This is a genomic window from Myxococcus llanfairpwllgwyngyllgogerychwyrndrobwllllantysiliogogogochensis, assembly GCF_006636215.1.
Classification (GTDB): domain Bacteria; phylum Myxococcota; class Myxococcia; order Myxococcales; family Myxococcaceae; genus Myxococcus; species Myxococcus llanfairpwllgwyngyllgogerychwyrndrobwllllantysiliogogogochensis.
The window spans coordinates 25,901-39,002 of record NZ_VIFM01000018.1; the positions used below are offsets into that span (position 1 = coordinate 25,901).

General features: G+C 69.3%; 12 protein-coding genes. 6 read left to right on the forward strand and 6 right to left on the reverse strand.

The annotated features are described in order from the left end of the window. Positions 1-2 precede the first annotated feature (2 nt). Positions 3-1,250, forward strand: a complete 1,248-nt coding sequence (locus FJV41_RS06765; RefSeq protein ID WP_141641586.1) for a threonine/serine exporter family protein — start codon at positions 3-5, stop codon at positions 1,248-1,250. Positions 1,251-1,254: 4 nt separating this feature from the next. Here FJV41_RS06765 and FJV41_RS06770 read toward each other — a convergent pair whose 3' ends face one another. Beyond that, complete coding sequence (locus FJV41_RS06770; protein WP_141641587.1) at positions 1,255-1,671, reverse strand: DoxX family protein; 417 nt, start codon at positions 1,669-1,671, stop codon at positions 1,255-1,257. Between the two features lie 120 nt (positions 1,672-1,791). Between FJV41_RS06770 and FJV41_RS06775 the strand changes: the two genes are divergently transcribed. Continuing rightward, on the forward strand, positions 1,792-2,970 hold the full coding sequence (locus tag FJV41_RS06775) for an AI-2E family transporter (protein WP_141641588.1): 1,179 nt from the start codon (positions 1,792-1,794) through the stop codon (positions 2,968-2,970). A gap of 61 nt (positions 2,971-3,031) precedes the next feature. Here FJV41_RS06775 and FJV41_RS06780 read toward each other — a convergent pair whose 3' ends face one another. Continuing rightward, positions 3,032-4,744 carry a lamin tail domain-containing protein gene (locus FJV41_RS06780; protein WP_246137050.1) on the reverse strand — a complete coding sequence of 571 codons (1,713 nt, stop codon included), beginning with the start codon at positions 4,742-4,744 and terminating at the stop codon, positions 3,032-3,034. Positions 4,745-4,903: 159 nt separating this feature from the next. Then, positions 4,904-5,374, reverse strand: a complete 471-nt coding sequence (locus FJV41_RS06785) for a YqaA family protein (protein ID WP_141641589.1) — start codon at positions 5,372-5,374, stop codon at positions 4,904-4,906. A 271-nt stretch (positions 5,375-5,645) separates the two neighbouring features. Here FJV41_RS06785 and FJV41_RS06790 point away from each other — a divergent pair, with 271 nt between their 5' ends. Both FJV41_RS06790 and FJV41_RS06795 read left to right on the forward strand, forming a co-directional pair. Next, positions 5,646-6,797, forward strand: a complete 1,152-nt coding sequence (locus tag FJV41_RS06790) for an oxygen-binding di-iron domain-containing protein (RefSeq protein ID WP_141641590.1) — start codon at positions 5,646-5,648, stop codon at positions 6,795-6,797. Positions 6,798-6,884: 87 nt separating this feature from the next. Further along, positions 6,885-7,898, forward strand: coding sequence for a serine/threonine-protein kinase (locus tag FJV41_RS06795; protein WP_217446243.1), 1,014 nt, complete (start codon positions 6,885-6,887; stop codon positions 7,896-7,898). Here the strand turns inward: FJV41_RS06795 and FJV41_RS06800 are convergent. Next, a complete protein-coding gene (locus tag FJV41_RS06800) occupies positions 7,882-8,556 on the reverse strand; it encodes a hypothetical protein (RefSeq protein ID WP_141641592.1) in 675 nt (224 codons plus the stop codon). The two genes, FJV41_RS06795 and FJV41_RS06800, sit on opposite strands and share 17 nt — an antisense overlap. A gap of 1 nt (position 8,557) precedes the next feature. Further along, positions 8,558-9,265, reverse strand: a complete 708-nt coding sequence (locus FJV41_RS06805) for a DUF2339 domain-containing protein (RefSeq protein WP_174462810.1) — start codon at positions 9,263-9,265, stop codon at positions 8,558-8,560. Between the two features lie 770 nt (positions 9,266-10,035). Here FJV41_RS06805 and FJV41_RS06810 point away from each other — a divergent pair. Together FJV41_RS06810 and FJV41_RS06815 are read left to right on the forward strand one after the other, a co-directional pair. Beyond that, complete coding sequence (locus FJV41_RS06810) at positions 10,036-11,199, forward strand: DUF2380 domain-containing protein (RefSeq protein ID WP_306440862.1); 1,164 nt, start codon at positions 10,036-10,038, stop codon at positions 11,197-11,199. Beyond that, on the forward strand, positions 11,196-11,666 hold the full coding sequence (locus FJV41_RS06815) for an NUDIX hydrolase (protein WP_141641595.1): 471 nt from the start codon (positions 11,196-11,198) through the stop codon (positions 11,664-11,666). The genes FJV41_RS06810 and FJV41_RS06815 overlap by 4 nt, the downstream gene beginning before the upstream one ends. A 51-nt stretch (positions 11,667-11,717) precedes the next feature. Here the strand turns inward: FJV41_RS06815 and FJV41_RS06820 are convergent, their stop codons facing one another. After that, positions 11,718-13,082, reverse strand: coding sequence for an MFS transporter (locus FJV41_RS06820; RefSeq protein WP_141641596.1), 1,365 nt, complete (start codon positions 13,080-13,082; stop codon positions 11,718-11,720). Positions 13,083-13,102: the final 20 nt, after the last annotated feature.

Genomic DNA, 13,102 nt, shown 5'->3' on the forward strand with positions numbered 1-13,102 from the left:
CCGTGGCCGTCCCTCCCGAAATCGCCGCTTCGCTTCAACATTTCCCGCCGCCCCCGGGGCCTTCCGTCGCCTTCACGCTGCGACTGGCCGAAGCGCTGCACCGCTACGGCACCCCCGCGCACCGGCTGGAGGGGCTGATGCAGCGCGTGTCGGAGCGGCTGGGCCTGGAGGGCCGCTTCTTCTCCACCCCCACGTCCCTCTTCGCGTCCTTCGGGCCTCCTGAAGCACTGCGCACCAGCCTCATCCGCGTGGAGCCTGGGGACATGGACCTGGAGCGGCTCACGCTGCTGGACGTGCTCGCCGACGACGTCATCCAGGCACGCCTCACGCCCGCCGAGGGCGCCCTGCGCGTGGAGGCCATCCTCGCGCGTCCGCAGCGCTTCGGGCCGGTGCTCCAGGTCCTCTGCTGGGCACTGGCCGGCGGGGCTGGCGCTCGACTCTTCGGCGGTGGGCTGAAGGAGATGGCGGTGGCGACGGTGAGCAGCCTGCTCATCGGCCTGTTGAGCGTGGTGACGCAGCGACAGCCCTCCACCGCGCGAGTGCTGGAGCCAGTCGCCGCCATCCTCTCCTCGGCGCTCGCCGTGCTCGCCGCGAGCGTCATCGGCCCGCTATCGATTCAGATCGCCACGCTGGCGGGGCTCATCGTCCTCTTGCCCGGCCTGACGCTGACGGTGGCCCTCAACGAGCTGGCCACGCGCCACCTCATCTCCGGCACCTCGCGACTCACGGGCGCGGCGGTGGTGTTCCTCCAGCTCGGCTTCGGCGTCGCGCTGGGCAGCCGACTGTCCGAGCTGCTTCCACCACCTGTCGCGCCGACGGTCGCCGCGCTGCCCGCATGGACGCAGGCCGCAGCCCTGGCCGTGGCGGGCGTGGCCATTGGTGTGCTGTTCCGCGCGCGCCCTCGCGACTGGGGCTGGATTGCCGCCGCGGGCACCTTCGCCTTCACCGGCGCGCGACTGGGCTCGGAGTTCCTGGGGCCGCAGCTCGGCGCCTTCGTGGGCGCGCTGCTCCTGGGCATCGGCGGCAACGCGCTGGCGCGACTGAGGAACAAGCCCTCCGTCACCATCGTCGTGCCGGGACTGATGTTGCTCGTGCCCGGCAGCGTGGGCTTCCGCAGCCTGTCCTCGCTGCTGGAGCGGGACGTGGTGGCGGGAGTCGACACGGCCTTCAACATGCTGATGGTGGCCGTGGCGCTGGTGGCGGGCCTCTTGTCCGCCAACGCGCTCGTCCCGCCGCGCAAGGTGCTGTGAAGCCTCAGCCCAGGCGCGTGAAGTAGATGGCCGCGAGCGACAGCAGGAAGTACGGCACCAGGCCGCCCGCGCCCGCGTAGTCCTTGGCCATGCGCTGACCGAAGAACAGGCCCACCAGCGACACCGCCGACACCAGCGCGCCCCAGAAGGCCAGGGTCGCGCTGCCCGTGGCGACGAGCGCCACCAGTCCGGCGGCACTGAGCGCGCCCGCGGCCAGCTCCATCAGGGTGATGACACCGAGCATCAACGGGACGACACCCCGCAGGGGGCTCTTGGCGAAGTGACCGGTGAGCCAACCCAGGTTGCCCTTCCAGTCGATGACCTTGTCGAGCCCGGACTGGAGGAACAGGATGGCGAGGAAGGCGGAGCACAGCGCCTGGAGCAGCCACGCGGTGAACTGAGTCGATTCGAAAGCCGGCATGGCGCGGCACTCTAGCCGCCTGGGGCCCGGGCCCAAGTCTTCTCCGCTGGAGACCGGGCGGGCAGCCATGGGGGCCGCTCCCCCCTTCCCTCCTGGGGAACCCGCCCTAACTTCACGGGTATGGCATCCGAGCAGACCGCCCGGCGCGTCTTCACCGGTCTCATCCTGCTGTCCATCGTGCTGCTGGCGCTGGTCATCCAGCCCTTCGCCAAGGGCATCTTCCTGGCCGCGGTGCTGGCCGGAGCCCTCTACGGCATCCACAGCCGGCTGACGCGCAAGCTGCGCGGGCGCAAGAACATCTCCGCCGGACTCATCTGTACGATGGTCGTCCTCGCGCTGCTGCTGCCCCTGGGAGGGCTCACGGCCTTCGTGGTCGCCGAGGTGTCGTCAGGTGCGCAGTTCGTCACCAAGACGGTGCAGCAGGAGGGCGTGGAAGGCCTGGTGCAGAAGCTGCCGGGGCCGGTCCGCAAGGGCGTGGAGCGCCTGATGGAGCGGCTCCCCCTGGAGGAAGCGCAACTGGACGAGAAGCTCCAGGAGCAGGTGAGCAGCCAGGGCGGAACGGCCGCGCGCGCGGTGACGGGAGCGGTGGCGGCCACGGGCTCCATCGCCTTCCAGACGGTGATGATGCTCATCGCCCTCTTCTTCCTCCTCACGGACGGGCGAGAGCTGGTGCAGTGGATAGAGAGCGTGTCCCCGCTCAGACGCGGCGAGACGCTGGAAATCATGCGCGAGTTCCGCAGCGTGTCGGGCGCGGTGCTGCTGTCGTCGCTCGCCACCGCGGGCGTGCAGGCCTTCGCGGCGCTCATCGGCTTCCTGCTCGCGGGAGTGCCCGCGCCCCTGTTCTTCGCGGGCGTCGCCTTCTTCCTCGCACTCATCCCCGCCGTGGGCGCCGCCCTCGTCGTGCTGGTGGCCGCGGCGTTGATGTTCTTCAGCGGACACCCCTGGGCCGCGCTGTTCCTGGCCATCTGGGGCACGGTGGTGGTGGGCCTGGTGGACAACATCGTCAAACCACTGCTCGCCAAGCGCGGCATGCACCAGCACGGGGCCATCGTCTTCTTCTCGCTGCTCGGCGGCCTGGCGGCGTTCGGCACGGTGGGCCTGCTGTTGGGCCCGCTCATCGTCGCCTTCTTCCTGGCCCTGGTCCGCATCCACGAGCGCGACTACGGCCGCAACCACCCAGGCCCCGACAGCCCGACGACGCCCGGCCCCAGCGATGGGCGCGGTCCAGACGCTGCACTGTCGACGAAGACCTCGAGCCCGGAAGGCGCGCTCACGTCGACGGTCCGCGAAAGTCACTGAGGCACCCGCGCCCCTGCCTCCCGCCTGAAGCAGGAGCCAGGAGCGCGGTGCCAGGGTTACATCAGAACGACGCGCCGCTCGCGCGCCGACCCGGCGAGGTCGACAGGCTGGACAGGCTGGTGTGCAGCACGAACGTCGCGCTCGAGCCCACGTCCGGGCTGCGGTTCGCGGAGACGCCGTCGGTGCCCGCCATGGAGGAAGACAACGTCGCCGTGTCCACCACCGTGCCGGACGCGTTCTTCACCGTCACGGTGTCACCGCTGTTCGACAGGCCCAGCGTGCCCGTGGTCGCGGCCACCGCACCCGGCGTGCCCGAGGGGATTCCCGCCGCGCCGCCGAACACCACCAGCACGCCGCCCGCGGGCACCGAGGTGCCGCTGGGGAACGTGTGCCGCACGCTGGCGGAGTCGGACACCGTCCACCCCGCCACGCTCAGCGCCGCCGTGCCCGTGTTCACCAGCTCCACGAACTCGCCATTCACATCGGAGCCGGCCTCGTTCACCAGCACCTCGTTGATGATGAGGGTGCCCGTGCCGCCACCGCCGCCCGTGGTAATCGAGAACGTCGCATTGCTGGTATCCGTGATGCTGGCGTCGGACGTGTCCGTCACGCGCACCCGCGCGGTGGTGCTCGCGGTGGCCGGCAGCGTCCACGACAGGCTCCCCGCCGAGGCGGGCGTGCTCGACGACAGCGTCGTCCAGGTGCTGCCGTTCAGCGTGTACTCCACCCGCACGTTCGTCACGTTCGACGACGTCCACGCAATCGTCCGCGCGCTGCTCGTCGTCCAGCTCTCACCACCGTTGGGCGACGTCACCGTCACGCTGGACGCCACCGCGTCCCCGGGAACGAGGAAGTCCTTGATGATGCCCATGTGCTGCATGCCGGTCGCGCCGCTGTCGCCCGCGAGCGCGGGGGACAGGTCGCCGATGGGCGAGTATACCCGCGTGTCCACGACGAGGCCGTTGGCGAACGAGCTGCTCCCGATGACGACCGACGTCTGGTACTGCCGCAAATCACTGTCCACCAGCACGTGGTCATAGGGGCTGTTGCGGCCCGCGTTCGTGTTGGTGTTGCCATTGCGGTCCGCCGGGTAGGGGCTGGCCGTGGAGACCACCTGCGAGAAGGTGCTGAAGCTCGCCTCGGAGCGGCTGCTGGTGTTGAAGTCGCCGCCGATGACCAGGTAGTCCCCCGTGGGGATGTTGGCCTGGATGCGGCTGACCAGGCTGGCCGCCTCCGTGTTGCGCGTGCTGGCGTTCGACGTCAGCAGGTGCACGCTCACCGCCCACAAGTCCCTGGGCCCCGGGATGTCGATGCGCGCCCAGGCGAAGTCGCGGTTGGTGACCTGCGGGTCATCCCACTCGCCCGAGGCGATGATGGGGTAGCGGCTGATGATGCCGTTGGGAATCTGCGCGCCGGCCTCGCGGTAGTACGAGAAGCCCGCGCCGAACGCCGTGTTCACGAAGCTCCGGATGTCCGCGGCGGAGTCCGTCAGGTAGTTGAACTCCTGAATCATCACGATGTCGGCGTCCGTGCCCTGGAAGATGCGGATGCCGTGGCCCGGGTCATAGTCCTGCCCGTTGCCACTGGAGATGTTCGCCGCCATGAGCCGGATGCGCACGTTGGCCAGCGAGTCCTGGCGCTCACCGAGCGAGGACTCCCCGGTGGTGGGCTCCACGCCCTCGCCACCGCAAGCTGCGAGTCCCAGGAAGAGCGCCACGAGCCATTGGCGCCACGACGACAGCACACGCGTTGGTACGGCGAGGTTGTTTCGCACGAAGTCCGGTCCTGCTCCCAGACGGGAGCTGTTGAGGTCGGCAACGACTGCTGAACGGGTGGTCCAGGCAATCCGCACCCAAATCCACAGCCTCAACTTATCCGGATGTCGCGCAAGGAAGGCGCGTGAAACACGATTGAAACATGACGCGGCATCGCCCTACAGGGATGCGGCAGTGGACAGGGCGACGAACACGTAGCGCAGGCCCTTGCCCAGCGTGACGAACACGACGAAAGGCAGGGGCTTCACGCCCACCACGCCTCCGGCGATGACGAACGCGTCACCGATGATGGGGACCCACGACATCACCAACGCGGGCGCGCCCCAGGTGCGAAGCCGCGCTTCGACCTTCTGCATGCGCGGGCCCTCGCTGGCGCGCCGCCGTGCATACCAGCGACCCAGCGGACCGCCTCCGCCGCGCGCCACCCACAGACCCAGCACGTAGAGCGACAGCGCGCCCAGCACGTTGCCCACGGTCGCCACGGCCGTGGCCAGCATCGGCGGCGTGCCGCCATAGATGAGCGCGGCGAGCAGCGCCTCGGACGGCACCGGCACCACGGAACCCGCCAGCATCGCGACGAGGAAGAGACCTGGGAGCCCCCAGGTGGAGAGAATGGCTGCGTCGGGCATGGTGGTGGGTGCGAGCGGCCCCAGCAGTGTGCCACGCGCCTGGAAGCGGACGCGCGAAAACCTCGAAGCCGCCTGCTCCCACCTCGCGTGCGAGCGCTCGATGCACCACGAGGCTCGCGGCCCCCCCGCATGAACTGCGCGGGCATGCCGCGGTGCGCAGACCTTGCGCGCGACGAGCGCCCACGCCACGCATGCCGAGGGGACACGGGCCGCGGCGCACCCCTTGCTATGGGCCGGGGGACCTCACTCCACCGCGAAGGACCTCCGCGTCATGAGCAGCAGCGACCTCCCCGCCCCGGGCCTGAGCAACGACCTCCGCATCGTTCCCGTGGAGATTGCCCCCGAGACGTTCTGGGTGGGCAAGCGAGAGCCCGGGAACATCTTCTACGCCAACCCCTACCTCCGACGGTTCCGAGGCACGGACACGAAGACGCAGCGGGCGTCGGAGTTCAACCTCCTCATCGACCCGGGCTCCAGCAGCGACTTCTCCACCATCCACACCAAGGTGACGTCGCTCATCGGTGGCATGGAGCGGCTGTCGGCCCTGTTCATCAACCACCAGGACCCGGACGTGGGCTCGTCCGCGAGCATCATCTCCGCGCGGTATGCGCCTCGTGCGGGCCTCTTGTGCTCGGAGGACACCTGGCGGCTCATCGTCCACCAGAACCTGCCGCGCAACCGCTTCATCCCCACGGAGAAGTTCGCGCAGGGACTGAGCGTGCCCACCGGGCACAAGCTGTTGCCGGTGCCCTCGCCCTTCTGCCACTTCCGGGGCGCGGTGATGCTCTATGACCCGCAGACGCGGGTGCTCTTCACGGGTGACTTGTTCGGCGGCCTCACCGACGCCAACGCGAAGGGCCTGTGGGCGGACGAGTCCGACTGGTCGGGCATCCGCGCGTTCCATCAAATCTACATGCCGGTGAACGCCGCCCTGGCCCGCGTGGTGGCCACCATCCGCAAGCTCACGCCGGCGGTGGAGATCATCGCGCCGCAGCACGGCCGCGTCATCCGAGGCCCGCTGGTGCAGCAGTTCCTGGAGCGCATGGAGAAGCTCCAGGTGGGGCTGGACATCATGGACGAGGCGCAGGACCGCACGCATCTCCAGGCGTGGAACTCGGTGGTGGACCGGGTGCTGGCGCTGGCGCGGGGCTACCTGGGCGACTCGGTGGACGTGAAGCTCGGGGCCAGCGAGGACCTGTCGGACACGTCGACGTTCGACGGGAATCGACTGGTCGTGAACCGGCTGGGCAAGTGGACCGTGGAGCACGTGGTGGACGTGTTGTGCAAAGGCGAGCCGCCAGAAATCGCGGGGCCCATCATGGTGGAGGCCACCAGCGCCGCCGCCGAGTACAACCTGCCCACGCCACACCTGGACATCGAAGGCGCGGGAGCGCCGTCGCACATCTCGCTGTTGGACCCCTGAGCCAAGAGCACGGGGCCAACGGACACCGAGGGAGGCGCGGTGGGCTCGACGGAAGAAGACTCCGGAGGCGTGGTGTACCTCGGAGGGATGTCCCTGGAACCCGCGGCGGTGGTGGCGCGGACACCGACTCCCGCGCCCGTGACGCCCCCGCCTCCCGTGTCGCTGGCGGAGACGCTGCGCGCGGTGACGCCCATGTCACCGCACGGGACGTGGCTGCAAGGCATCCCCACGCCCGCGCCTGCTCCGGCCGCGACGGTGCGCGGACTGGTGCCAGGACAGCTCGTGGGCGAGCGCTACCGGGTGGAGCGCTGGCTCGGCGCCGGAGGCAGCTCCACGGTGTACGAGGCGGAGGACCTGCGCCAGGGCCAGCGGGTGGCGCTCAAGGTGCTTGCGACACCGCATGCGGAGCCGTCGACGGTGGCGCGCTTCCGTCAGGAGGTGGAGCACGCGCGGGCGCTGGAGCACGTGAACATCCTGCGCGTCTTCGACGTGGGCCTGGATGGAGACCGGCACTTCCTCACCGTGGAGCTCCTCGACGGCATGGACCTGCGCCAGCGGATGCTGGAGCGACGGCCCACGCTCGCGGAGACGTTGCGCTGGCTCACGCACGCGGCCGTCGCGCTGGAGCACGCGCATGGCCGGGGGGTGCTGCACCGGGACGTGAAGCCCGCCAACCTCTTCATCACCCGTGCGGGCGTGCTGAAGCTGATGGACTTCGGCCTCGCCAAGAGCACCCATGTGGTGGGGACGACGGCGCAGGGCACGGTGCTCGGAACACCGGAGTACATGGCGCCCGAGCAGGTGATGGGCAGTCCTCCGCTGTCGCCCACCACGGACCTGTACGCGCTGGGCGTGGTGGCCTACGAGCTGTGCACGGGACAGCTCCCCTTCCGTCACACCGAGCCCGTGCCGTTGATGTTCCTGCACGTGCAACAGGCCCCGGTGCCGCCGACCACGTTGCGCCCGAGCCTGCCCGGCCCGTTCGAGCGCGTGGTGCTGAAGCTCCTGGAGAAGCGGCCCGAGGACCGCTACGCCAGCGCGGGTGAGCTGCGCTCCGCGCTGGCGAAGCTGTGGCCCTGGGCGCTCAAGGAGTCGGCTTGAGCGCGACGGTGACGAGTCGCAGTCCCAACTGGGGCCAGCGGGACGTGCGCGGGGTGAGGTCCGGTTGCTGGCACAGCGTGAGGACGCGGCCTCCGCCAGGGTGGAAGAAGTAGAGCGAGCGCGCGGCCTTGAACTCGCCGGGGAGCGCGGCATCCCGCTCGGGCCAGACGCGGCGGGTCGCCCACCAGGACTGAACCACGGGCCGATCGCGCAGGTGGTAGTGGACCTCCACCACCACCGCGCTCACCTCCTCCGAGCCCCACTCCAGCATGAGGCTTGAACCCGGGATGCGTCGCTCGTCGAGCAGGTGCAGGGGGCGAGGCCCCGCGTAGGCGGTGGCGTCCACCTTGGCGCCACGCAACGAGCCGAGGAAGTCCAGCTCCAGGCGCGTCGTGCCGGGCTGCACCTGGAAGCGGAAGGCCATGCGGCCCGTGCCCACGTGCTGGCCGCCGAAGTACGTCCCCACGTTGGCCACCCGGACGAGGACGGGCTCGCCCGAGCGGAACTGGTCCACGTCCGCCGGCGCGGCCAGTTGGGGCGCGGACGCAGGAAGCTCCACGCGCTTCCAGCCCGGAGTCGGGTCCTCATGCGACCAGCACGCCACGGGCGCCGCCTGCGTCAGCCACAGCGCGCCCATCCAGGAGAGCAGGGGCCCCATGTCACGAACTCCGGGGAGTGGCCGGGGTCGACCGCGCCGAGAGCCACGCGGTGCCGAGCATCAGCGCACCGGCCGCGGCGAGCCCCGCCACGCGCAGGGAGCCGTCGAGGTGGGCGGTGTCATAGAGGAGCGTCTTGCCCACGGAGATGGCGACGAAGCAGAAGCCCGCGTCGCGAATCACGGGAGCGCCCCGCTTGCGGCCCAGGAACACGAGCACCACGCCGATGACGAGCCAGCCCAGCGTGAGCACGAGCCGACGCGCGATGTGGTCCTCCGCGACGCCCAGGGTGAGGAAGTGGAAGTAGAAGGTCCACGACGTGGCGATGGTCGCGGCGGTGAGGCCGAACCAGACGAGCACGTCACGGATTCGCTCCAGTTGCGTGTCACCGCGACGCAGCGAGCGCGGCAACATGATGACGGACGCGATGAACGTCAGCGCGAGTCCCACGAGCAACAAGGGTTGCTTCGTCGCCGCGTACCACAGGCCTCCTGTCACGGAGGTGGCGAGCACTGCGATGGGGAAGATCAGCAGTCCTCCGCGAGGAACCGCCAGGAAGCCCAGGGCCAGCGTCGCGACCGCCGCCAGAATGAGGAGCGCCTCCACGGGCATGTGGAGGTCCCGCCAGAGGAACACCGCGGCCAGGGCCAGCAATGCGCCGCCGAGCCCACCCAATACCTTCACGTCCCACTTCGCCATCATCTCCGTCATCGCCAATCCTCCACCGCCAACCCGTGGCGTGTGGGGAGGCTCCGATTGCATCGGACCTGCCAACCGCTGACGCACGGCATCACGCACGTTTGCGCGGTGGGGCGGGCTCACGGTGTGCAGCGCGCGGCACACCGTGGGGAGGCCGCTGCACAGCGCGCACGAGCGCTACCGGCTCACGGCTCTTTCCCTGAACTGAGTCTGCCCCAGTTCGGTGGCCCTCTTGCGCTTCGGTTTCATGGTTGTTGGACCCACCACGTCGTTCAAGTCCAGACGGGCTGGCAGTACCTTGAGTCTGCCTTTGCGCGAACCCCTCTCGCGCGGCGCTCGGAGATTCCTGCCCATGCCCCATCCCTCTGGGAGCGTTGTCCTATTCACGAATGGCGAGACCTCCTGCGAATTCTTCCAAGACTTGGGGAGGGACACGCTGCTGTTGCCCGCGCTGAAGGTCCCGTTGCGACCGGGGGCCTTCGCCTCGATGGGCCTGCGGGTGGACGATGCGCGTTGACGCTCTGCTCTGGGTCGTGGCGTTGCTGACCGCGGGATGCTCCTCGGTGACGCAGGTTCCCGGGCGTGGCGAAACGCTGAGCTACACACCCCGACAGTGGCGACACGCGACTCCACGAGCTGACGCGACGCGCGCGGGACCTGGCACAACCACGGGCGCCGTCGGGGGCGAAAGGCAAAGCGCTGAACGAACGCATCAAGCCCTCCTCGACTCCATCAACGAGGCGAAGGGCTCGCTGAAAGGAGTCGAGTCCGCGTTGTCCAAGATGGTGACGCGTCGGCCTGGCTTCGATGGCCGGAGCATCAACGGCGAGGTGTTCACGCGCTTTCTCCATCATGGCGACAAGCAGGCGACGTGGATTCGCGGCGCGCTCGAGAGTACGACCGGACTGACGGAAGTGGCCTCGGAGGTGGGGGATCCGGCCATGGAGCTGGGGATTCTTCGCATGACGGGGCCCAAGCTCCAGGCCGCGATGTTCGGGACGCTGCTGCTGGCAACCTGGGGCGACTTCCTTCAGCTCTCCGACGCCTTGCTCCGAGAGTGTTTCATGTGCGGCATCGAGAAGCAGTTCGTGGACCTCAACCGCGTTCGGGGCTTGATGGAGACCGCGCTGGCGGACCTCGCCTCCCAGGACCCTGACCGTGTCGAGGCGGCGGCCCTCGGGATGCCCGAACTGATGGGGACATTGACCCGGGAGTTCAACACGCTTCGTTCGGATGGACTGTCGGCCATAGAGGATGGAGGCAAGGTCCTGGTGGCCATGCAGGTGTTGGAGATGGTCACCCTGATCTCCTCGCTGAAGATGTCGCTGCCACGGCTGCCCCCGGCCACACCTGCGACGCTCGGCGTGGGCCTCACGATGAGTTCGGGGGGAGTCATGGCGGGCTCGCGAATCGTCGTCTCCGCTGAGTGGGTGGAGATGATGCGAAGGCTCGTGCAGGCGGGCGTCATCTCCGTTCCGGCAGTGAGCGCGGCCGTCCGCATCCACGGCGGTCAGGTCATGATGGCGCAGGCCCACCAAGGCCTACCCAAGGGTGTGCGCGACGCGCTGGGGGACAGTCCCGAGGTGCGCGGCATGCAGGTGACGGGCAGAGCGGGAGCGGGCATGTCCGAGGCTCCGAAGCACCACGTCATGCCCAAGGAGCATCGCGAGTGGTTCGAGCAGCGCGGCTTCAAGGGTGACCTGGACATCGACCAGTTCTGTGTTCGACTGGAACGGGCCCACCACGAGGCGATTCACGGCGGGGGGAACTGGAAGCTGGGGCGCATATGGCCCGACGAATGGAACAGGAGGATCATGCGCACCCTGAATGATGCGGAGTTGTCGGCAGGGCAGAAGTTGACGCGCAATGAGGTGCTGAGCATCGTCGCGGAGAACATGAGGCTCTACGACATTCCGATGAAGTTCACCAAGGGGCGCAGCCGATGACCGACGGACGTTCATGGCAGGGGGATTGGAAGGCCCGCCTCTATGAACGGGTCCGCGAGCGTGGCTTCGACTCGCTGACCGCCTTCGCGGATGCACGTCCTGCTGTCCCGCTGTACGCCCTGGCCGAAGAGCTTGGCAAGGATGACGTCGCAGGGGTGCAGGTGTTGACCGGGTTGCGCACTGAAGCGGAACGACGGAAGCAAGTCACACGACTTGTTCGAGACTTGCTCGCGCGGGAGTTGGCAGCAGGCCTTCCCAACGGGTGGCCAGCCGAACTTGATGATGTGACCCGCTTCCAGGTCGCCAAGGCGCTTGGCCTCTGGTCGGGCTCCACTCCAGAAGCCTATTCGGAGCGCACTCGACAGGTGATTGTCGCGCTCCGCGCGAATCCGCCCCCCGCGAGCTGGCGCCCGCTCGGCCCTGACGACGAGCTTCTCCGGGCGCTGCTGCCGGACGACGAAGCCTGAGCGGAACCAGCGCGTCCTGCTCCGGATTTTCGACCGCCCTATCAGGTGAACTCAGGGCTCGCTGGCCATCTTGCCGGGGGCGACCACGGCCAGCAGCAGCGCCACCGTTCCCGCGAGCGCACCCGCGATGGCGAACTGGAGCGCGAAGTGGCCTCGGGCGAGCGCCAGCGCGGCCACCGTCAGTGAGCCTCCCAGCAACCGCGTCGCATAGAGACTGCTGGTCACGATGCCCCGGTGGTGCCACGGCGCGCGTGACTGCGGGCCGATGAGCGACGTGCTCGCCGCCGGCCCCAATCCCATGCCGAGCACCGCGAGCGAGACGAGCGCCGGGAGCGTGCCCCAGTCATACGCGGCGGTGAGCGCCAGGAGCCCCGCCCCCGTCGCGGCCACCGCGAAGCCCACGCCCGCGCTCAAGCGCATGCCTCCGCGCACCAGCAGCTTCACGCCAAACGTGGAGCCCACCGACCAGCCCAGCAACATCGGCAGGAGCGTCAGCCCCGCGACGATGGGCGTCTGGCCGCCCTGCTCCGTCATCCACAGCGGCACCCACGCGGCCATGCTGTAGAGCAACGCCCCGCCCGCGATGCCTCCCGCCACGCCACTGAGCACGGTGCGGTCCTTCACCAGCTCCATCGGCAAGAGCGGCGCCTCCGACCGACGCTGCTGGAACACCAGCGCCGCGGCCCCCACCACCGCGCCCAGCAGGCACAGCCAGCGCAGCTCCGCGTGACCCGGCTCCAGCGAGAACAGGAGCATCGCCGCCGACGAACCCGCGAGCACCGGCCCCCAGCGGTCCAGCTTCACGTCCGTGCGACGCGGCGGGTCTCGATAGGAGAGGTACAGCAGCAGCGCGGCGAACAGGCCCACTGGCACGTTGACCAGGAACACCCAGCGCCACGAGGCGTGCATCACCAGCCATCCACCGATGAGCGGCCCCACCGCGTTTCCCGCACCCCAAGCACCGGTGAAGAGCCCCTGAACGGCGGCGCGCTCGCGCAGCGTGTAGAGGTCCGCGCTGATGGTGAGCGTGGTGGGCTGAAGCGCGCCCGCGCCCAACCCCTGCAACACGCGGAAGGCGATGAGCCCCTCCACCGAATGGGCGAGCCCGCACAGCGCGGAGCCGACAAGAAACAACCCCATGCCGGCGAAGAAGACGGGCTTGCGTCCCAGCCGGTCCGCCAGCTTCCCGGAGATGAGCACGCCCACGGTGGACGCGAAGAGGAACGCGGAGAAGACCCACGAGTAGAGGTGCTGTCCGCCCAGCTCCCGGGTGATGGTGGGCATGGCGCTGGTCACCACCGTGCCCTCGAAGGCACTGACCACCAGGGCCAGCAGCACCGCGCCAGTGGCCATCCGCCGCGCCGCTCCAGGCCGTGCGGAAGACACCGGCTCCACCGTCAAGCCGCTTCCATCCATGGCACACGTGTAACCGGGGG

Excerpts from the sequence above, each read along its gene's own strand:
- FJV41_RS06770 (WP_141641587.1), bottom strand. The coding sequence starts at position 1,671 with ATGCCGGCTTTCGAATCGACTCAGTTCACCGCGTGGCTGCTCCAGGCG.
- FJV41_RS06775 (WP_141641588.1), top strand. The coding sequence starts at position 1,792 with ATGGCATCCGAGCAGACCGCCCGGCGCGTCTTCACCGGTCTCATCCTG.
- FJV41_RS06785 (WP_141641589.1), bottom strand. The coding sequence starts at position 5,374 with ATGCCCGACGCAGCCATTCTCTCCACCTGGGGGCTCCCAGGTCTCTTC.
- FJV41_RS06790 (WP_141641590.1), top strand. The coding sequence starts at position 5,646 with ATGAGCAGCAGCGACCTCCCCGCCCCGGGCCTGAGCAACGACCTCCGC.
- FJV41_RS06795 (WP_217446243.1), top strand. The coding sequence starts at position 6,885 with ATGTCCCTGGAACCCGCGGCGGTGGTGGCGCGGACACCGACTCCCGCG.
- FJV41_RS06800 (WP_141641592.1), bottom strand. The coding sequence starts at position 8,556 with ATGGGGCCCCTGCTCTCCTGGATGGGCGCGCTGTGGCTGACGCAGGCG.
- FJV41_RS06805 (WP_174462810.1), bottom strand. The coding sequence starts at position 9,265 with ATGACGGAGATGATGGCGAAGTGGGACGTGAAGGTATTGGGTGGGCTC.
- FJV41_RS06810 (WP_306440862.1), top strand. The coding sequence starts at position 10,036 with ATGGTGACGCGTCGGCCTGGCTTCGATGGCCGGAGCATCAACGGCGAG.
- FJV41_RS06815 (WP_141641595.1), top strand. The coding sequence starts at position 11,196 with ATGACCGACGGACGTTCATGGCAGGGGGATTGGAAGGCCCGCCTCTAT.
- FJV41_RS06820 (WP_141641596.1), bottom strand. The coding sequence starts at position 13,082 with ATGGATGGAAGCGGCTTGACGGTGGAGCCGGTGTCTTCCGCACGGCCT.